At 40.9% G+C, this 20,197-nt stretch carries 23 protein-coding genes; 12 read left to right on the top strand and 11 right to left on the bottom strand.

The genetic code is table 11. The features are described 5' to 3' along the window. Positions 1-280: 280 nt before the first annotated feature. The 5 genes from FTT72_RS03505 to FTT72_RS03485 form a co-directional block, all read right to left on the bottom strand. On the bottom strand, positions 281-868 hold the full coding sequence (locus FTT72_RS03505; protein WP_180007516.1) for a DUF4375 domain-containing protein: 588 nt from the start codon (positions 866-868) through the stop codon (positions 281-283). A 294-nt stretch (positions 869-1,162) separates the two neighbouring features. Beyond that, positions 1,163-1,843, bottom strand: coding sequence for a GNA1162 family protein (locus FTT72_RS03500; protein ID WP_180007515.1), 681 nt, complete (start codon positions 1,841-1,843; stop codon positions 1,163-1,165). After that, a complete protein-coding gene (locus tag FTT72_RS03495) occupies positions 1,840-2,196 on the bottom strand; it encodes a DUF4810 domain-containing protein (RefSeq protein WP_180007598.1) in 357 nt (118 codons plus the stop codon). The genes FTT72_RS03500 and FTT72_RS03495 overlap by 4 nt, the downstream gene beginning before the upstream one ends. A gap of 33 nt (positions 2,197-2,229) precedes the next feature. Next, positions 2,230-2,904, bottom strand: coding sequence for a CsgG/HfaB family protein (locus FTT72_RS03490; protein ID WP_180007514.1), 675 nt, complete (start codon positions 2,902-2,904; stop codon positions 2,230-2,232). A gap of 243 nt (positions 2,905-3,147) precedes the next feature. Beyond that, positions 3,148-3,771, bottom strand: coding sequence for a LysE family translocator (locus tag FTT72_RS03485; RefSeq protein WP_180007513.1), 624 nt, complete (start codon positions 3,769-3,771; stop codon positions 3,148-3,150). A gap of 171 nt (positions 3,772-3,942) precedes the next feature. Here FTT72_RS03485 and FTT72_RS03480 point away from each other — a divergent pair, with 171 nt between their 5' ends. Further along, on the top strand, positions 3,943-4,401 hold the full coding sequence (locus FTT72_RS03480; RefSeq protein WP_168378581.1) for a DIP1984 family protein: 459 nt from the start codon (positions 3,943-3,945) through the stop codon (positions 4,399-4,401). Positions 4,402-4,637: 236 nt separating this feature from the next. On the opposite strand, the gene FTT72_RS03475 is transcribed toward FTT72_RS03480, so the two are convergent. Continuing rightward, positions 4,638-4,841 carry an NF038215 family lipoprotein gene (locus FTT72_RS03475; RefSeq protein WP_078191077.1) on the bottom strand — a complete coding sequence of 68 codons (204 nt, stop codon included), beginning with the start codon at positions 4,839-4,841 and terminating at the stop codon, positions 4,638-4,640. A 307-nt stretch (positions 4,842-5,148) separates the two neighbouring features. Between FTT72_RS03475 and FTT72_RS03470 the strand changes: the two genes are divergently transcribed. From FTT72_RS03470 to FTT72_RS03450, 5 genes are all read left to right on the top strand, one after another. After that, a complete protein-coding gene (locus tag FTT72_RS03470; protein WP_180007512.1) occupies positions 5,149-5,697 on the top strand; it encodes a TetR/AcrR family transcriptional regulator in 549 nt (182 codons plus the stop codon). 6 nt (positions 5,698-5,703) lie between these two features. Then, positions 5,704-7,353 carry an MFS transporter gene (locus FTT72_RS03465; RefSeq protein ID WP_078192276.1) on the top strand — a complete coding sequence of 550 codons (1,650 nt, stop codon included), beginning with the start codon at positions 5,704-5,706 and terminating at the stop codon, positions 7,351-7,353. A gap of 62 nt (positions 7,354-7,415) precedes the next feature. Continuing rightward, positions 7,416-8,534, top strand: a complete 1,119-nt coding sequence (locus tag FTT72_RS03460) for an HlyD family secretion protein (protein WP_180007511.1) — start codon at positions 7,416-7,418, stop codon at positions 8,532-8,534. Between the two features lie 130 nt (positions 8,535-8,664). Next, positions 8,665-9,555, top strand: coding sequence for a 1-aminocyclopropane-1-carboxylate deaminase/D-cysteine desulfhydrase (locus FTT72_RS03455; RefSeq protein ID WP_180177870.1), 891 nt, complete (start codon positions 8,665-8,667; stop codon positions 9,553-9,555). 33 nt (positions 9,556-9,588) lie between these two features. Further along, positions 9,589-10,788, top strand: coding sequence for an NAD(P)/FAD-dependent oxidoreductase (locus FTT72_RS03450; RefSeq protein WP_180177869.1), 1,200 nt, complete (start codon positions 9,589-9,591; stop codon positions 10,786-10,788). 92 nt (positions 10,789-10,880) lie between these two features. Here the strand turns inward: FTT72_RS03450 and FTT72_RS03445 are convergent, their stop codons facing one another. From FTT72_RS03445 to FTT72_RS03430, 4 genes are all read right to left on the bottom strand, one after another. After that, entirely contained in the window at positions 10,881-11,042 is a 162-nt protein-coding gene (locus tag FTT72_RS03445; RefSeq protein WP_180059308.1) for a hypothetical protein, read from the bottom strand. A 124-nt stretch (positions 11,043-11,166) separates the two neighbouring features. Next, positions 11,167-11,349 (bottom strand): hypothetical protein, encoded by a 183-nt coding sequence (locus FTT72_RS03440; RefSeq protein WP_168378574.1) that lies wholly within the window; start codon positions 11,347-11,349, stop codon positions 11,167-11,169. Positions 11,350-11,418: 69 nt separating this feature from the next. Then, positions 11,419-13,182 carry a mechanosensitive ion channel gene (locus FTT72_RS03435; protein ID WP_180177868.1) on the bottom strand — a complete coding sequence of 588 codons (1,764 nt, stop codon included), beginning with the start codon at positions 13,180-13,182 and terminating at the stop codon, positions 11,419-11,421. A 274-nt stretch (positions 13,183-13,456) separates the two neighbouring features. Continuing rightward, positions 13,457-13,735 (bottom strand): hypothetical protein, encoded by a 279-nt coding sequence (locus FTT72_RS03430; protein ID WP_078191085.1) that lies wholly within the window; start codon positions 13,733-13,735, stop codon positions 13,457-13,459. A 349-nt stretch (positions 13,736-14,084) separates the two neighbouring features. Here FTT72_RS03430 and FTT72_RS03425 point away from each other — a divergent pair, with 349 nt between their 5' ends. The 5 genes from FTT72_RS03425 (at position 14,085) to FTT72_RS03405 (ending at position 18,029) form a co-directional block, all read left to right on the top strand. Further along, a complete protein-coding gene (locus FTT72_RS03425; protein ID WP_078191199.1) occupies positions 14,085-14,507 on the top strand; it encodes a hypothetical protein in 423 nt (140 codons plus the stop codon). Positions 14,508-14,844: 337 nt separating this feature from the next. Then, the gene (locus FTT72_RS03420) at positions 14,845-15,792 is read left to right on the top strand and encodes a transporter substrate-binding domain-containing protein (protein WP_180055541.1); all 948 of its coding nucleotides are present in this window, start codon (positions 14,845-14,847) and stop codon (positions 15,790-15,792) included. Positions 15,793-15,862: 70 nt separating this feature from the next. Next, complete coding sequence (locus FTT72_RS03415) at positions 15,863-16,606, top strand: amino acid ABC transporter permease (RefSeq protein WP_078191087.1); 744 nt, start codon at positions 15,863-15,865, stop codon at positions 16,604-16,606. Continuing rightward, complete coding sequence (locus FTT72_RS03410) at positions 16,606-17,289, top strand: ABC transporter permease subunit (protein WP_168378570.1); 684 nt, start codon at positions 16,606-16,608, stop codon at positions 17,287-17,289. Before FTT72_RS03415 ends, FTT72_RS03410 begins: the two co-directional genes overlap by 1 nt. Next, the gene (locus FTT72_RS03405; protein ID WP_373686885.1) at positions 17,286-18,029 is read left to right on the top strand and encodes an amino acid ABC transporter ATP-binding protein; all 744 of its coding nucleotides are present in this window, start codon (positions 17,286-17,288) and stop codon (positions 18,027-18,029) included. Before FTT72_RS03410 ends, FTT72_RS03405 begins: the two co-directional genes overlap by 4 nt. A gap of 428 nt (positions 18,030-18,457) precedes the next feature. Here the strand turns inward: FTT72_RS03405 and FTT72_RS03400 are convergent, their stop codons facing one another. Next, the gene (locus FTT72_RS03400) at positions 18,458-19,219 is read right to left on the bottom strand and encodes a ferredoxin--NADP reductase (protein WP_180021330.1); all 762 of its coding nucleotides are present in this window, start codon (positions 19,217-19,219) and stop codon (positions 18,458-18,460) included. 85 nt (positions 19,220-19,304) lie between these two features. On the opposite strand from FTT72_RS03400, the gene gigC reads away from it, so the two are divergent. Further along, complete coding sequence (gene gigC / locus FTT72_RS03395; protein WP_078191091.1) at positions 19,305-20,189, top strand: LysR family transcriptional regulator GigC; 885 nt, start codon at positions 19,305-19,307, stop codon at positions 20,187-20,189. The last annotated feature ends 8 nt before the right edge of the window (positions 20,190-20,197 follow it).

Here is a 20,197-nt window from a genome sequence, read left to right as displayed (position 1 = left end):
AAGATTGGAAAAAGCCTCTACGTTGTAGGGGGCTTTTTTTATGCCTAAAAGTTCCCTCTCCTTTTAGGAGATGAGAAGCACTGCTTCGCAAGGTAACAAAAAATCTTTTGTTTACTTGATGGTGCGTCCATGTATCACAAGTGAACGGCGACATCCATGTCGCCTACCATCTAAAACAATGCTCTGTGACTAGTTCTGTTTTTTATGAAATCGAGCAAATCAGCTGTAAATTTTAGAACTTCAGCATTTGCCTTGTCGTATTGCAAAGAATCACTTTTAGCTACTCATATACTTTAAATAAATGATTCATTTCGACAAATTGACGTAGCTTTTGATCAAGTTGATCTGGAAACTCCCCAAAAAATTTATCCAACTGATCCAATTGAATACTTTCAGCTTCGGTGCTGTTTTTTAAAATATTAAATCTTAATCCTTGCTCAACTGGAACCTCTAAAGCACCAAATAATAGTATTTTCGCACTTTCTAATAATTCTAAACTTTCAAAAGCCTGTAACGCTTTTAGAGCTTGTATCGTTTCAGCATAATAATCGCCTGAGCTATTATGAAAATATTGATCAAATCCACCATTAAAAACTTCTGCAATTAATATTTTCACAACAAAATAGACTTGATTCTCAAAACTTAGTTTTTTCAAATCCGCTAAATCAGATACCTGCTGTGATAAATTCAACCAATATACATATTCTTCAGATGCTCTATATTTTTTCTCCTCATCGTAGTATTTCTTAGCTGCTTCTATTTGGTTTCTATAGCCTTTAGCACAAGGAACACATAAACCCTGATTCTTTATTGCCGTATCAGATAAAATAAGTGCTTTACAAGTCAAACAAGCAATTCTTGTTTCCATTTACACCTCCATATATTTTATGCTTGCAGATACACATTACCCTAAGCAACTTCCAATAATAAGATTATTCCTACTTAAAAAATAAAAATTTAACCAAAAATAATCACATTTATATTCGAGAAACGATCAATTTTTTTATTAAAAGGAAAAACAACCTAATGTATGCTAAAAACATCCACTATCTTACAAGCTATAAGAATTCCATGAAAAATATAAAACCCCTATTCTTTGCACGTATTCTCATCAACACATAAACATAACAACTAAAAAGCCCCTAACTAGAGGGGCTTTTTATTATTTCTGCGGACTTAATCCATTCTGCGCAAAGTTTGGCGAACGAGGCCCATACAACAAGCCCTTCTGCTCACTTAAACGAGGTGAATAAAGTAAATGACTAACTGTCCCAGACAACACATAAGCTTTATCGCTTAAATGATTCGAGATTTGGTCAACTAAAGCACCCACTAGCATACCGACTAAACCAGCATTATTGTTGCTGTTAGACAGCACTTGCTTTTCAGTTCCTTCCCAAAGTAACTCACCTGTTTTTAGATCAACTAACTTCGCTTCAACAGCAACCGTTGCAACAGTTTGAATAACTTGATACTTAGAACCGTATTCCTTCACTTTGACATAAAGCGCAGCATCAGCACCAAAGATTTCTTGAAGCTTTTTAGGGCTAATCGTTTGTGCATCTGCGCCGTTATAAACACCATTTTCTTTAAACATGGTGTCAACAACACTGATTGGAAAAACGTAATAGCCAGCTTCAGCTACTGGCACCGTCACAGTCGACCAGTAACTATTGGTTGCACGAGTATCAGGTGATTCATTCACAGGTGGCATCACCAAAATAGATTTTGGCATATTTGCAGTATAGGTACTTAAATCACGTGTATTTTTAGGTGCAGTTGCACAACCCGTTAATAAGCCAACAACGGCAGTAACTGTAAATAAAGTTTTTAAATGCTTCATTTTTTTGCTCCTGCTGAAGTTTGACCCGTCATTTTTTTCAATAAACGATCCATTAATACAGTCGACTCAGGATAGACCTGACGCTCAAGCTCAAAATATTGAATCGCACGCGGTGCATCATTCATATTTAGGTATTGCAGTCCCAAATGTGCATACAGTCCAGGCGGAACAGCTAAGTTTTTCGCCTTAGCTTTTTCAACGTCTTTTTCAAGTTTTAATACTTGATCTTGTGGCATCGCTTTCTCAGGCAAACTTAAAGATAAATAAGTTTGCTGTGGAAATTCACCCCAGCTGTACAATGACTTTGGCGCAGTTGCGCACCCAACCAAACTTAGCGAAATAAGACCGCTCATCAATAAAAAAATATGTCTCACAGCAACATCCTATTACTTGTTAGACCACTTGCCAGTCTGTAAATCAAGCACAAGATTATTCACTGCTTCACGTACAGCTAAATCTAAAACTTTACCATTTAATGTTGAATCGTAAGATGCAGTAGAGCCAAAGCCAAGTACTTCTCGTTCGCTGAGTGCGTACTCACCAGCACCTTGTACAGAGTGTACAATCTCAGCCGTTTTTACATCTACAATGTTTAGATTAACTTTTGCATAAGCAATTTGAGTTTTACCACGACCTAGTACACCAAAAAGCTGGTGATCACCCACTTCTTTACGACCAAACTCAGACACATCACCAGTTAATACAAAACGCGCACCTTTAATCGACTGCGCAGATTTACTGAATCCAGATTCCTGCTGTAATTCAGATAAATTATCGCGGTTAAGTACAGAGAAATATCCAGACTGCTGAAGATGCGTTTCTAAAATTGTTTTTGCTTGACCACCTAAACGATCAACATTATCCGAAAAAATACCACGCATATAGCTTGAGCGATTGTCAAATTTACCAATCGAAACAGGTGTTTTTACACCAGTATATTGAACCGCTGCGGTTGCTGCTGTGACTTGCGGCGCTTGTATAGTTCTAGAAGTCTCTGTTGTTGAACAAGCTGTTAAAGACATACACCCCAATGCAGCTATTAATAAAATTTTATTAGACATATCATCCCTCTGATATTTATATAAAAAGCATACAAATAATAACAGTAAATAACATGATAAATGAAGAAATTTACCCGTTTAATAGCAACAATATCGATCTAATTAACTTGTTTTTAACTCAGCTCTACCAACACATTTAGCAGAATTAATACGCGACAGCCTGCAAAGATACATTTGACCTCAAAAATTTCAGCATAAAAAAGCCTCTATTCGTAGAGGCTTTTTTTGGGGAGCTAAGTTCAATCACTTCATCCCAAAAATCAGCTTTAACCCAAGCACTGTCATCACTGCCCCTGCTGCCCGATCAAAACCCGCTTTAAACTTCAAATAGACTTTACGTGGTTTTTCTGCTGACAAAGCCACAGCGACCAATGAGCACCACCCTGCATCGATAAAGAAACACAAAACTGGCAGTACAAAGTAAAAATACGTTGGAATCTCTTTCGGTAAAAGTGCCGTAAAAATACTGGCTAACACAATTGCAATTTTCGGATTCGACAACTGGGTAATTAAACCAGTGGTAAATGCACGACGGAGTGACATTTCCGAACTGCTCGCATCGCCTGCTTCGATGGGTTCTTTGGCATGTTTTATAATTTTAAATGCCATCCAAAGCAGATATAAACCACCACAAATTTTTAAAGCCAAATAAGCAGAAGGTACAGCCAATAAAAATGCCTGCAAACCCAATACCGCTAATAGCCCAAATATTGCAGCGCCTAAACCTGTACCAAGCGCGGTAAATAAACCGTGTTTACGTGAAATCGCAATGGAATTCTTCGCCACATAAATTGACGTTGGCCCCGGGCTCATTGCACCAAGTAATAGTGCTGCCGCAATCGAGCCTAATATCCAAAATGATTCCACTGTCACACCGTTTTCACTTAAATTCGTGGCAATTTTACAGATAGAATCTCTGAATTTCTCCCTATAATTTGCAGTGTTTATTTTAATTGACCAAATTTTTCACTATAAATAACTTGAATACCGCATTAATCCATCGCATGATCGCTAAAAGTACAAATTAATATCAAGACAATGAAATTAGCCGAAGCCCTACTTTTACGCAGTGACTTACAAACTAAATTGGCCTCGCTGCAACAACGAATCAATAACAACGTGCTCATTCAAGAAGGTGATGCACCCAGCGAAGAACCAAATGCTTTAATTCAAGAAGCATTTGCTGTAAATACAGAACTTTATGGCTTAATTGAAAAGATTCACGCCACCAACGCACAGGCTAAAACCAGTTCAGGACGCTGCATGCTTTCGGTCCTCAATGAACGTGATTTATTGACCCAACAGCATCGTATCTTGCAACAAGCGATTGACAGCTCACGCCGTGAAAATGGTCGTTATAGCTCAAGTGAAATCCGTTGGATTAAAACCATTGCAGTGGCAGATTTACAGAAACAAGCCGATAGCATTAGTCAGCAACTTAGACAAAATAACTTAGAAATTCAGGCATCCAATTGGCAAATAGACCTAATAGATTGACCTGATTTAATCAATTGAACCGCGGTTCATTCCAGTTCGGGCATACTGGGCGAGTACAGAGCCTTTTTAAATGTTTGTAAGGCTTTAATCCAACAAACTAAACTGCAGAAGTAAGACGTCTACTTCAAAATGTTCACACATGTGACGTAGCACACTGCATCTGTGACTCTTTACATGTCACGTCTCACTACCGTGTACTGACAGTATGTCCACCCTATTTTTGACGGATCTATCTGCTAGTCGTCATCCGCAGCGGCTTCATTGAGTGCAACATCCTCACGGGGTAATTTATAGTCATGGTCATTTACAGGGACACCACCAATGATCATGGTGCGATGTTCGTTTTGAGGACGATGCAATTCGTCAGTCGTATCACAACCCACCATCCAAAAACTGCACAGGCACAGCATAGGCAGCACAGCCCGACTTAATTTGCTCATTGGATGCCCTCCATTTTTATAATTATCTTGCTTATAAATTCAGCATAGCATTTTTGTGCAGATATTCACCTTATTTATCTGCCGATTTAGGGTCAATTGTCAGGAATTATGTCTCGGCGGTCTTTCCAATGCGGATGCAGATTGATGCCGATAGAAAAATATTTTCTTTTTAAAATAAATAATTTATTCATTTTCTTATAACCACATAGAAGACAAGTTACAAAACTGCTATCGAATACGATTTTACTTCGGACACTTTTGTCCGTTTAATAGCTAGATAAATTTAGAATGATGATGTCAAAGAATAATGTCCACACGTCAACAACTCGCTGCGCAAAACCGAGAAGTGCTTTTAGAAGCTGCGATTGAGGTATTCCGTATTCACGGGATCAATGCGCCTTTACAACTCATCATCAATCAGGCTCAAGTTGGACGTGCGACGTTTTATCGTAATTTTAATGACCGTCGTGAGTTGGTACTCGCCTTAATGCAAGCTGCCTTGAACCGACTTGAACAGCGTGCGCTTAATTATGCACAGTTCGATGATGGATTTATTCGCCTCATTCAAGACCATATTTATAATATTCCCTATCTCACGGCTTTAATGGAATATTGGCGTGTGATCGATCGGGATGATCCTGCCATGGTTGAAATATACCAACGACGTGATGCCATTTTGCAACCGATGATTGATCAGGCCATTCAAAATGGTCGCTGCCGAGCAGACTTTAAACCGGCAGACTATGCCATGGTCACCTCCATTTTACGTGCAGCTTTGCAAGGCCATACCGAGGCAGATCAGGAAAAACTCGCCAAACGTGCCGTGGAATTTTTACTACATGGTATTTGCGGGTAACACGTCATGTCCAAATCACCGCGTTTATTGGAACCTGCTCCGGATTGGACACCCGAAGAAAAACCGACTTTGCCCGGCTCTCCGGCTGCCATTGCACATCCCACCTATAAGCGTTTTTTATACTTCTTTATCGGTTTATTTGTTGCGATCTCGGGGAGTTTAAGTAATGGATTTATCACGGCAAATTTACCCCTTCTACAAGGTGAATATGGATTAACGCCTTCAGAAGCGGCATGGATCCCTGCGGCATTTGTTATGGCCAATGTCAGCTCTAACCTGATCTTATTTAAAGCCCGCCAACAATATGGACTTAGGCTATTTTCAGAAATTGGCTTGGTATTATTTATCGCGGTGATGGTGCTGCATTTATTTGTCCATACCTATGAAATGGCAATTTTTGCACGGGTGATCAGTGGCTTACTTGCAGCTCCACTCAGTTCGCTTGGGATGTATTACATCATGCAAGCCTTTAAACGTGCTCATTTTGGTCGTGGGCTTTATCTGGCTTTGGGCTTTCAGCAGTTGGGTATACCGCTGGCATGGATCATGTCGCCCTATCTGGTCGATGTAAATGATTGGTCTATTTTCTATACCTTTGAATTAGGTTTAGCCTTATGTTGTTTGGCGATGGTGGTCTCTCTAAAACTGCCACGCAGTCTACGTATCGAAGTGTTTGAAAAGCAAGATTTATTCACCTTTGCATTATTGGCACCCGGCTTTGCGTTGCTATGTATCGTGTTGACTCAAGGCCCGATTCTTTGGTGGTTTGAAGCTGAATGGTTGGCCTATTTACTCATCGCCGCTTTGATTCTTTTAGTTGTTGGTCTGACCTATGAACATTTTCGGGTCAACCCCCTTATTGTCACACGCTGGCTCGGAACATCGTCTACCGTGAGTTTTATTATTGGTGCCTTTGCCATTCGCTTTCTCATGTCTGAACAAAGCTATGCGGCAGTGAATTTTTTGAAAACCATGGGCATGGGACCCGACCAATTCGTTTCTTTTTATACCGTTGTGCTGATCGGAATTGTCTTAGGCACAGTGTTTAGTGCCCTGACCTTTTCCAAAGAAAAAATTGTGCTTCATCTGCTCGGTGCAGCAGGTCTCGTGCTCTTTGCCTGTGCACTGGATTACCACCTGACCAGTGATGTACGACCGCATGATTTTTATTGGAGTCAGTTTTTGGTGGGCTTTGCTAGTGGCATGTTTATTGGCCCACTTTTGCTTACAGGCATTGTCAGTGCTTTGCAAAAAGGCCCATCGCACATGGTGACGTTTATCGTGCTGTTTTCTGCGACACAGACCTTTGGGGGACTGGTTGGATCATCGTTCTTTTCGACCTATCAGCAAATGCGTACCCAAACTTATCAGGCACAGATTTATAATGATTTATCGCAAACCTCCCCTATAGTCGAACAGCGCCTACAACAATTGGCGCAAAGTGCGCATCAATATTCTTTAGACCCTAATTTAGATCAACAACAAGCCATACGTAGCCTTAATCAAACCATCACTCGAGAAGCCCAAGTTCGAGCCTATAACGATGTGATTTTTTTAAATGGCATATTCGCCGTTTTATTGTTGCTTTGGGGTTTATTGCTGATGGGCAAAAATAAATATCAATTACGCCAACAGCAACGCACGGATAGTAGTTAAAATTTTCCCGACTTAAACAACATAAGCAACCGCCCAATGACCTAATTGATATTGAGAACAACATGACCGAAGACCATAAACCCACTGAGCAAGCAGCACCGCAGCAACCACAAACAGCAACCGCTATGCCTGCGCCATCGAGCAAGCTTATTTCTACGCCGCAGCGTACCCTGGTTTTCATGTTGATTATCCTCTTGTTGGGGATTGCACTGATCTTATGGGCGTGGCGGATTGGTCCATTTCATAACAGTATCGAGTCGACTGAAAATAGCTATGTCAAAGGCAAAACCACGGTGCTTTCATCACAAATTAATGGTTATGTGAAAGATGTTTTGGTGACGGATTTTGATCATGTGAAAAAAGGTCAAGTGCTTATGCATATCGATGCAACGACCTATGATCAAAAAGTCACACAGGCTGAATCTGGGGTGGAACAAGCACAGAACTCACTTGCCAATCAAAGCCAGGCCATTGAACAACGCAGAGCAGATATTACGGCAGCCGAAGCGAAAGTGGACCAATCACGTGCGGCCTATGAATTAGCTCTTGCACAAATGACGCGCTACCAACAACTCGGCAATACTGGCGCTGCATCGAAATCAGAACAAGATAAAGCGATTGCAGACGCTAAAAATAGTTTGGCCCAACTTCATCAAGCAGAAGCCAATTTACTGGTTGCCAAAGAATCATTCAAAACTGCACAAGTTGCAGCGACAGGGCTTAAAGCGCAAGTGAATAGTGCTAAAGCACAATTTGATCAGGCAGTGACCACCAAAGACTACAGCACGATTGTGGCACCTATGGATGGTCAACTTGGCGAAGTCAGCCCGCGTATTGGTCAATATGTTGCGGCAGGCACTCAACTGATGTATTTGATTCCACAGCAGCGCTGGGTGACTGCCAACTTTAAAGAAACGCAAATTGCAGATATGCATATTGGTCAAAAAGCGTGGTTCAGCGTCGATGGCATGAAACATCAAAAATTTTACGGCAAAGTTGAGCAAATCTCCCCTGCGGCTGGTTCTGAATTTAGTGTATTGAAACCTGACAATGCCACAGGAAATTTCACCAAAGTCGTGCAACGCATTGCCGTGAAAATTGCGATTGATCCCAATCAACAAGGTTTGGAAAACTTAAGACCCGGTATGTCTGTCGTGACCTCTGTTGATGTTGCTAGTTAGCGGATGCTGGTAGTGAAGTGCATTAAGTAAAGTTGAGCTGAACAAGATGTAAAGGATTTCATCTTCCGCACCTACCGTTTTACAATGCCTACCTATTTGACCTCTAACCACCAAGATAACGATTACCAACATGTTTGAATCTATCGCCCACGCCATTCCTGAGCAGACTATTCAATATCAAGGGGTTGATTTGTGTATTAAGCGTTTGGACTTGGTACACCCACAAATATCAGGCAATAAATTTTATAAACTCAAATATAATTTTATTGAGGCGCAGAAATTAGGGTTTAAACAGGTGCTTAGCTTTGGCGGTGCTTATTCAAATCACATTGCAGCCACAGCATATGCTGCACATTTATTTGGATTCGGTAGTCTAGGCATCATTCGTGGAGAAGAATTACAACATCAAGCCCGAAATCCTACTTTAGCCACCGCCGAACAGTTTGGTATGCAGCTCAGTTTTGTCACACGCCAACAGTATCGAGAACAGAAACAAGCAGACGCTTTAGCGCAATTACGACAGGAATTTCCCGAACATTATGTCATTCCTGAAGGTGGAACCAATGCATTGGCTATCCGTGGCTGTAGAGAAATCTTAAGCCATGAAAATCAAAAAAATTTTGATCTCATCTGCTGTGCAGTCGGTACAGGTGGAACCATAACGGGCTTGATTGAAGCCAGTGCTGAACATCAACATGTTCTAGGTTTTTCAGCGCTCAAAGGCAATTTTCTTTGCGACGATGTTGCTCAGTTGACACAGAAAACCAATTGGAGCATCAGTGATGAATTTTGCTGTGGTGGCTATGCCAAAACAACGCTGGAACTTTTAGAGTTTATGCAGGACTTTGAACAACGCTATGCGATCCCATTAGAACAGGTTTATACGGCTAAAATGCTGCGAGGTATTTTCGGCATGATTGAGCGGGGTCAGATTACAAACCATCAGCGTGTTTTAGTGATCCATACTGGTGGCCTACAAGGTCGCTTGAAAGGTTCAACCGAAGCGCTAAAAAGCGTATAATCCTGCGTCCTTTCTTCCATGCGGAAACTTACCATGTCGCAAAATCAATATGATGTCCTTGTTTTAGGTGCTGGTGCATCAGGCTTAATGACGGCATATAAAGCGGCGCAGCGTGGACGCAAAGTTTTGGTGGTTGAAAAAGCTAATAAAGTTGGCAAAAAAATCCTAATGTCTGGCGGCGGTAAATGCAATTTCACCAATTTGTATGTCAAACCAGAAAATTATATTTCACATAATCCGCACTTTGTTATTTCGGCATTAACTCGCTATACCAACTGGGACTTCATTGGTATGGTCTGCGAATATGGCATTGAGTACGAAGAGCGCAAACATGGGCAGTTATTTACCCAAAATGGTGCAAAAGAAATTCTCGCCATGCTATTGGCAGAATGTGACAAAACAGGATTGGTAGATATTAAAACCAACTGTGAAGTAAAAGCAGTCAATGCCTTGCCTGAACAAGGCTTTCAAGTGTCAACCAATCTAGGCTATTTTGAAGCAGAATCGGTGGTTATTGCCACTGGTGGTCTGTCTATTCCTACATTAGGCGGTTCAGGAATTGGCTATGAGATTGCTAAACAATTCGGACATTCCGTCTACCCCACTCGCGCTGGCTTAGTACCCTTCACTTTCTCCGATAGTTTTAAAGAAGTCACCACACGCTTGAGTGGCAATGCTGTTGAAGCGATGTTATCGAATGAGTTAAACAGTTTTACTGAGGCTTTACTCTTTACTCACCGTGGTTTAAGTGGCCCAAGCTCATTGCAGCTTTCAAACTACTGGGATGTCGGTCAACGTTTTAATATCAATTTCCTGCCAGCTTTAGATGTTTTAGATTTCCTCAAATCTAAGAAATCTAGTCAACCCAAAGTGTTACTGCGTACACTGTTCAATGAACACTTACCGAAAAGTGTAGTTATAGAATTACAAAATCTGATTTGGCCTGAACAAGCTGAATTAGCCATTGGCAATATTAGTGATGAAAAACTAGAACTTATTGCAAGCCGTTTAGAAAGCTTTGAAGTGAAGCCATCAGGCACTGAAGGTTACCGTACTGCTGAAGTTACACTCGGTGGTGTGGATACCACTGAAGTCTCATCAAAAACCATGGAAAGTAAAAAACAGAAAGGCTTGTACTTTATTGGCGAAGTGCTCGATGTAACGGGGCATTTAGGTGGGTACAACTTCCAATGGGCATGGGCTTCTGCGCATGCAGCTTCTGAATACGTCTGATCTCGACATAGAATGAATTAAATATAACCTGCAGATGATCTCTGCATAAAAAAGGGCTGATTCATTCAGCCCTTTTTCTTGCCCGATCTGACTTATTCAAGATAGTCGGTTTTAAATAATGATACTGACGACGAAGAAGTTCGTTGAATTGTCATATCCATTTTTTCAACGGCAACTGAAATATGTTGTGGTTGCACGCTTGCGGTTTGTTTGAGTGTCGATACTAAAGTATTGAGCATTGAAATTACCCCCATTTTGCCATTCCTTTGCACGGATCATAAGTGTCATTCATGACAGCAATATGAATCCTAAGTTTTTATATTTTAAGTAATATTCTATATATCACTATTACTTAAAATACCAATTTTCGAGTAAATTTCAATCATTATTTTTGGACTGATTGGTATAATTTTTTTCACTTTTTGGCGGTGATTGTTCTGCCTGCTCCAAATTAGTGCGTTTTGGTTTTGCAAAAATAAAGCGTCGTGCGCTTGCCAAAAAACCCACCGTGATCCCTGCAATAATCACTGGGGCTAAAAATTTATTCGGTGCTTTTGCCATACAATATTCCTTATAAAGCATTAAAATCGACCACTTAAGCGTGGCCGATTTTTTTAAAGACAGAATAGTTTAATTTGGATCATCTGGTTTTGGCGGGGTTAAAGGTGCCGAATTTTCAGCCTCGCCTGTCGATCCAAATGGATTATTTTGTGGTTGATCACTTGGGTTTACATCCAACTGATCTGGCGTCGCGGTTTCTTTTTCACTGACGCCGGGAACAGCCTGTTGAATGTTTGGATAGCCATCATCGGTTTTCACTTCAGAAGTCATCACAGATGTTGATGGCGTTGGACTCGCTGTAGACGATGTTGGCGTATTAAAGGTGGTTTTTGCCTTCGCCTGTTCCTGTACTGGATTCGGTTCGTTGGCTTCACGTTTTGCTTTATCAATAAGATCTGATAACAATCGTTCCGCTGGATTGCGACCGCCTAAACCAAAGGCCAAAGCAAATGCAACAGCAACCGCACCAAGCGTTAAACCAAAGGCCAAATTCACGATCGAGTCGGCAATACCCATGGCACGCAAGCCCATGGCTACAACCAAGCCCATAATCAGCACACGGACCAAATTACCTAACCAACGTGAACTGTTATATTCCCCTCGTTGCACCACATTTGCCACAATATTGGCAAGCCAGAAACCCACCACCAAGATTACAGCACCAAGTAAAATACTTGCACCGAACTGGATAAACATGGCAATCAAGGCACTGATTTGCTCAAAGCCTAAACGGTTAGCAGCTTCAGATACCGCAAACAACATTGTGAAAAATACAATGAGGCAACCGACAACATCCGACACTTTGGTTTTGCCCAAAAAGCGTTGTATGTCTAATTTTTCTGGTACAGCATCAACACCTGTACCCGAGATCACATCCACAACTAGACGCGCTACAAAGCGTGACACCACATAGGCCAAGATTAAGATTAAACCTGCGGCAATGATGTTCGGTATCGCATACATGATCTCATGTAACATGGCTGTTGCAGGCTGAGAAATCGCCTCGATACCAAGTGCTTCGAAAGCCACAATTAATGCAGTGATAATGACTATAGCAAAGACAAAATTACCCAAAACTTGAGCAAGTTTTGCGTTTTTAAACATGCCCACTTTTTCGACTTGCTGCTGCAAACTCAAACTGTTCACCAAGCCTTCCACGATACCTCGCACAATCTTCGCCAAAATATAACCCACAAAGACGATGACACCGGCAATAAAGATATTGGGAAGATAAGAAACAACTTCAGTGACCATATTTTGGATTGGGAACAATAGACCGTTCAAACCCAAGATCGATAAAACAATCGGTAGGAAAAGTAACAAAATCAGCCAATATACAATTTCACTGATATTTTGACTGATAGGGCTGACGCCAACCTCAGAACTAAGTTTTTCATCGAGTTGGGTTTTATCAAGCAGTTTTTTTGAACCGACTTTGACCAAACTCGCCACGATCCAACCAATAAAACCCACGGCTACCGCAGCCAAGAGCTGTGGAATAAATAACAAGAACTGCTGAATCATATTACTGAATGGGCCACTGACACTGGTCAAATTCAGCACATTGAGCGCACCAATGACGGCAATGATCAAAATAATCCAGAACACTACTCTGGAGACTATATTTTCAACATTGGAACGGTGCCCAGTTGCATTTGAAAGTTTTTGATTTGTACCTAATTGTTGCAGAACTTTTTTGACGCCAGCAGCAATCAATAAAGCAATGACCCAACCAATCAGGAGAATTGCTACTGCACTTAAAATGGGGTGAAACTGTTCCCAATAATACATGGCATCAAAACGGCCACGCGGACCACCCAGATAATCATTCATACGTTCGCCCTCATTGTTATACATGATCTGTTGTTATGTGCATTTTTACGTATGCCGCGATATCACACAGCATTGGTGCTTTAAACTTGAGCTTTCTTTTCCACCTTAGTTTTTGCGTATTTTTTAATCAACCAAAGTATGCATAACTCCAACAAAAGCTCACAATTGAATGTAAAAAAGCCTTGGCATAACCAAGGCTTTATTTGTGTCATTCTGATGAGATGCTTAAGGTTCAGATCTTGCAATCATGTAAATCTGTCTCATGTATTTATCATCAATGATCTGTCGCAGTTGCTGTATTTGAATCATTGGCAACAGCTTCATCCCCCGCTGTACCGCTAGTCGTATCATTGGCAGTTGCAGTTTGTGCATTCGGTGCAGGATGATCAGGTGGTGCATCCGAAGCAGACGGTTTCATATCTGCAAACATATAAAATAATAACGCGATTAAGAAGATACCCACTAAAATTAGCATATACACTGGGATACGTTTTTTTTGTGTTGTTTCTTCTGCGCTGGTGGTATGGGGCGGTTTATTAAAATCGTGTGTCATATTCCCCTCGCTATTTTGTTGTTCGTCGTTCACTTTTTATACTAGCAATACAATATCCTTTGTTGTGTGAAGAACAATTACAATCCGTGAAAACATGTAACTTGAAAGATCAATTCAATTTATTTCCGTGTTACTGTTTAGATAGATGACTTATTTTTAGATTTAAAATCAATCGCTAAGGTATAAATATCGGACAATGAACTGAATGCACCATTTCAATCGTATTTATTTACAGCGTGAGAAGTGTTGCGATAATAAATGCTTTTTTTGAGCTAGATGGAATTCTCTGCTTTTGATGGATGAAATGAGCTATAATCATGCACCTTATTTTTCACCTGTTATCAAATCTATGGCGTACCATCAACAAGGTGTAACGCTTGATCTTGACACTGACGTCACTCATCAATGTTCCCTTCATTACACTCGTGATCAGCATCTTATTGGCATTATTGAATTTAGTAAGCCAAGTTATGTGTTGAAATGGGGTGATTTGGAATATTTCCGCCGACGTACTGAAGAGTTTTCAGTGATGCCATTCCCTGAATGCATCAATGCGATGGTGATTGATATTCGAAATATTGCGGCTTTTTTAGATAATGAAGTGCCTATTATTCCTTGGCGCTTGCTCGAAGAAGAATGCCCGATTCGCTTAGTTGTTCCCCAAGATCGACTGGAGCATTATGCTGGCTTTTTTGAACCGACTTGGTTGACTTCCGACGTAGACACAGCGATTCAAGAAATTCGTGAATTTATGGATATGTTTGTGCATTAACACGGAGATTAAACTAAAGTTTAATCCCGAAAACCTCCATTTGGAGGTTTTTTTATGCCCTTTTATTTTCATTATCTATTTCACAATAAATATAATTCATTTAATATTCAATCGCTTATAACAAATTTACTTATAAAAAATCTTCATAACTTATCCCATTTCTTAGTAACAATTCGGCAATAAATTTTGCTTGAGCCTTGTTCGATTTATCACCTAAGATGTAGAAAATGATCTCTTTTTTATTGTTGAAACATTCTTAAAAACAAAGCAATAAAACTAAATACGTAACAAGATCATAAAAAGTGGATATTAAATCAGGGTAAAAGGAGTTTTAACGATGACGTCAAAAAAACATTTAGCAACTTTGTTCTGTGCAAGTGCGCTCACTTTAGGGCTTAGCGCATGTAGTGACAATAAAGCACCTACAACGGATAAAGCTGCAGGAAGTGAAGCTGCTGTTTCTGACTCAGGGACTTTAGATAAGATCAAAAAATCGGGCACGATTGTTTTAGGCTATCGCGATTCATCGATTCCATTTTCATATATCGCAGATAATCCAAACCAACCTGTGGGTTATGCGCATGATCTTCAATTAAAAGTAGTTGAAGCAGTAAAAAAACAATTAAATCTTCCCGATTTAAAAATCCGTTATAACTTAGTGACCAGCCAAAACCGAATTCCATTAGTTTCTAATGGCACCGTCGACTTAGAGTGTGGTTCAACCACCAACAATAAAGAACGCCAACAACAAGTTGATTTCTCAACAGGTTTCTTTGAAGTGGGTTCACGCTTACTTACTGCAAAAGACTCTGGGATTAAAGACTTCGCTGACCTTAAAGGTAAAAAATTAGTCACCACGGCAGGAACTACATCTGAGCGTTATATTCGTCAACATGAAAAAGAGTTAGGTATTGGTGAAGTCATTTCTGCCAAAGACCACGCTGAGTCTTTCCTCATGCTACAAAATGGTCGTGCAGCGGCATTTATGATGGATGATATTTTGCTGGCGGGTGAAAAATCGAAAGCCAAAGATCCTAATAAATGGGAAATCGTGGGTACAGCACCGATTCATGAAATCTATGGTTGTATGCTACGTAAAGGCGATACTGGTTTTAAACAAGTGGTTGATGATGCAATCAAAGCGACCTATAGCTCTGGTGAAATCAATGACATGTATAAAAAATGGTTCCAAACGCCAATTCCACCAAAAAATATCAATTTGAATTTCCCGATGTCTGATCAATTAAAAGCATTGATTAGTAATCCACATGACCGTGACGAATAACTTTCCCTAAACATTCTAAAGATGCTTAAGCCAAACAGATTTTGGCTTAAGCTCATTATAGGGAGTTCCTATGAATTATAGCTGGAATTGGGGTGTGCTGTTCCAATCTACAGGTGTAGGTGATTCGACCTACCTGAATTGGATTTTAATTGGGATCGGCTGGCTGTTTGTCATCGCTTTGGTGGCATGGAGCATTGCGATGGTGCTTGGCAGCATCTTGGGTATTATGCGTACCCTACCGAGTCCTGTAGCACGAGGTATTGGTACGGCCTACGTGACTATTTTCCGAAATGTACCCTTATTGATTCAACTGTTTATTTGGTTCTATGTTGTACCTAACTTCCTCCCTGCTGCGATTAAAAGCTGGTGGATGAATGACCTTGGGGCAAATACGACCGCCTTAATTTCCGCAAGTGTCGGCTTGGGTCTTTTTACAGCTGCACGGGTCTGTGAGCAAGTCAGGACTGGTATTGAAGCGCTTCCTTTGGGGCAAACCAATGCAGGTTATGCCATGGGATTTAGCACGGCTCAACTATACCGCTATGTGATCTTACCGCAGTCATTCCGCACGATTTTGCCACCTCTCAGCTCTGAGTTGACCAACTGTGTCAAAAACACCTCAGTTGCGTCTTTGGTCGGTGTTGCAGAAATCATTTCACAGATGAAAACCATCAGTGAATACACGCAAAACACCATCGAAATTTATACCTACGTCACCATTATTTTCATCGTGATCAATATCTGTTTAATTGGTTTCATGAATTTTCTGGAAAAACGCCTACGCGTTCCTGGCTTAATTGCAGGAGATAAATAATGGAATGGCTCAGTTCTTTTATTCAAGACCTTCAAGCGTCTGGCCCTGCGCTATGGCATGGTTTCAGCATCACACTCAAAGTGGTGATCACGGCAACCATTGGTGGTGTCTTTATTGGGACTTTACTGGCGCTGATGCGCCTGTCCTCGATTAAAGTATTTAATATTTTTGCTAAAGGCTATGTGAACCTTTTTCGTTCTATTCCTTTGCTCTTGGTGCTGATGTGGTTCTACTTTGCCGTACCCTTTATCTACACAGGGATTACAGGTAACTATCTGACGATTGATACTGCCCTCGTGTCGAGTATTGTGGCCTTCATGCTATTTGAAGCCGCTTACTTTTCAGAGATTGTCCGTGCCGGGATTCAATCGATTCCTAAAGGTCAAACTTCTGCAGCTTATGCCCTCGGTATGAGCTATAGCCAAGCGATGCGCTTAATTATTTTGCCGCAGTCCTTTCGCAAAATGACGCCACTGCTTTTACAGCAAACCATCATTCTGTTCCAAGATTCAACCATGGTTTATGCCATCGGGCTCTTAGACTTTTTCCGCACCAACTATGTTCGAGGCGATCTCATGTCATTGTTAACTCAATACATTCTGTTTGCTGGTTTGGTGTATTTCACTATTAGTATGATCGCCACCTATGCAGTTAAAAAATTACAACGGAGGTTAAGTGTATGACCGATCAAAAAACGATGATTGACCTCCAAAATGTCAGTAAATGGTATAAAGATTTTCAAGTGCTTACCGATTGCACGACTCAAATTAAACAAGGTGAAGTGGTTGTGGTGTGTGGACCTTCAGGTTCAGGCAAATCAACGCTCATTAAAACCGTCAATGGACTTGAGCCTTTTCAAGCCGGTACGATTTTAGTCGACGGTATTTCCATTAATGACCCAAAAACCGATTTAAATAAATTGCGTAGTCGTGTCGGTATGGTGTTCCAGCACTTTGAACTGTTTCCACATTTATCCATTACCGAAAACCTGACCATTGCGCAGGTTAAAGTCTTGGGTCGATCAGAAGCCGAAGCCAAGAATAAAGGTTTGGCTTATTTAGATCGTGTGGGTTTGAGTGCGCATGCCGCTAAATTTCCTGCACAGTTATCAGGTGGACAGCAACAACGTGTTGCCATTGCACGTGCGCTCAGTATGGACCCGATTGCCATGCTGTTTGATGAACCAACTTCGGCACTTGATCCAGAGATGATTAACGAAGTGCTTGATGTAATGGTGGGTCTTGCCAAAGAAGGTATGACCATGATGTGTGTAACCCATGAGATGGGCTTTGCTCGTCAGGTTGCAGACCGAGTGATCTTTATGGATCAAGGAAAAATTGTAGAAGACTGCAGCAAAGATGATTTCTTTAATGCTCCTCGTGGTGAACGAGCGCAGCAGTTCTTAAATAAAATTCTGCATTAACATCAAAACGTTTATTTAACTGATGTTACGAAGTAACATCAGAAGCGTAATTTGATTCAAATAAAAGTACGATACGCGGTAACGTCATCCGCAAGTGTTTGAGATAGAACTTCTTCTAATCAAAAATGTTTTTGCGATACTTTAGATAATTAGACGCTTGTGAACGAGTTTTGTCGGTGAGGTGATTGCACCGCAAGATGGTTTCTTTGCGAAGCACGCTTCTCATTTTGCCTAATGAGAAGCGTGCTTCGTAAGAGTACCTCCAGCCGAAGGCTAATCACTTTATTCATTCCCTTGATGTAAGACTCCGTCGAATTGGCTTAAAAATCATTTTAAAAATGCAAAATTACTTTTGCATGCGTAACATCAGTTATTTAATTTCCGAAAATAAAAAGCTCATCCATCGATGAGCTTTTTTTCATGGCAGATTACCAATAATTTTCTACAGCAATATTGCCTTCACCACGACGGTTCATAGTCAAACCACGCGCCTTTAATGCCGCCTTGGTGTCATCAACCATTTGTGGATTACCACACAACATGACATGCGTCGTTTCCACATTAAACGCTAAGCCTGCCGCCTGTTCTAACTCGCCATTTTCAATTAAAACTGGTAAACGGTCATGCAGCGGTGCATTTGGATCACGTGTCACAATAGGTATAAATTTGAAGCCCGTATGCCCTTCACCAAAGGTCTCAGCGATTTCTTGAATCCGCTCTACATAAGCTAGTTCTGATACGGTGCGCACACTGTAGACTAAATTAATTTTTTCGTATTTAGACCACGTTTCAAAGTCTTGTAGCATTGATAAAAATGGTGCTAGACCCGTTCCTGTTCCCAACAGCCATAAGTCCTTTGGCAATGGCAACTGATAACGCGCCAAGGTAAGGAAACCATATGGAACTTTTTCTAAATACAGCTCATCGCCCACTTGTAGATGCTGCAAATTTGAAGTAAACGCACCATCAGGAACGACGATAGAGAAAAACTCTAAAGTTTCATCAAAGGGGGACGACACCACAGAATAGGCACGAACCACCAATTCATCGCCCACTTTCAAACCAATTCGTGCGAACTGACCAGCGGTAAATTTAAAATGTGCAGGGCGTGTCATGGTAAAACTGAACAAAGTATTGGTCCAACGGTGTACAGATAAAACCTTTTCTAAGCTAAATTTTTCAATTGACATGATTTGAACGTGGCGTGACAGACTGTGCTCATGTTAGCATGACAGCATAATTTATTAATATTTTTTAAATGTTAAGGCCTGATTCATGCGCATGACTTTACGCCAGTTGGCTGTTTTTGTAGCAGTCGCTCAAGAAGGTACCGTTACCAAAGCCAGTGATGCTGTCAAACTTACTCAAAGTGCAGCAAGTATGGCATTGGCAGACCTCGAAGATGGTCTCGGTGCTCCACTGTTTGACCGACTTGGTAAACGCTTGCAATTGAATGACTTGGGTCGTTTTTTATTGCCACAAGCTTTGGAAATTTTAGGGCGCTGTGAAGCTTTTGAACAAGCAGCAAAAGGCGAACTACAAAGTATTGATCTGCGTTTGGGTGCGACCCTAACCATCAGTGACTACTTGATGCCAGACCTCATGGCAGATTTCTTACAAATTCAGCCTCAAGCACATTTACAACTTCAAGTCGGCAATACCCGCCAAATGATTGAAGCGGTAAACCAATTTCAGTTGGATTTGGCCTTAATTGAAGGTTCATGTCATCTGCCACAGCTACAATGTATTCACTGGCGTGACGATGAACTTGCAGTATGCTGTTCACCAGAGCACCCCTTAGCGAAGTTGGATCGTGCACTCACTGCAGCTGACTTTGATAACGTAGAATGGATCTTACGTGAAGAAGGTTCAGGCACACGTGAAGTATTTGATAACGCAATTTTAAAAGACCTGCCAGATGCCAATATTCGTTTAACCTTGGGTCATAACGAAGCCATTCTAAAAATCGTGGCAGGTGGTCTTGGTATGTCATGTATTTCTAAACTGGCAATTGAGCCTTTACGTGAAAAAGGTCAATTGGTGGTTTTAGATACGCCGTTTTGGCAACTTGCCCGTCCATTATTCATGTTGGTACATCGTCAGAAATACCAAGGACCGGGTCTCAAAGCCTTTATGCAATTTTGTGAAAAATCTGTCTAAATAAAAAA

It is taken from the genome of Acinetobacter sp. YH01005, assembly GCF_013420465.1.
GTDB classification, from domain to species: Bacteria; Pseudomonadota; Gammaproteobacteria; order Pseudomonadales; family Moraxellaceae; genus Acinetobacter; species Acinetobacter amyesii.
This window is presented reverse-complemented; position numbering and strand designations above follow the sequence as displayed.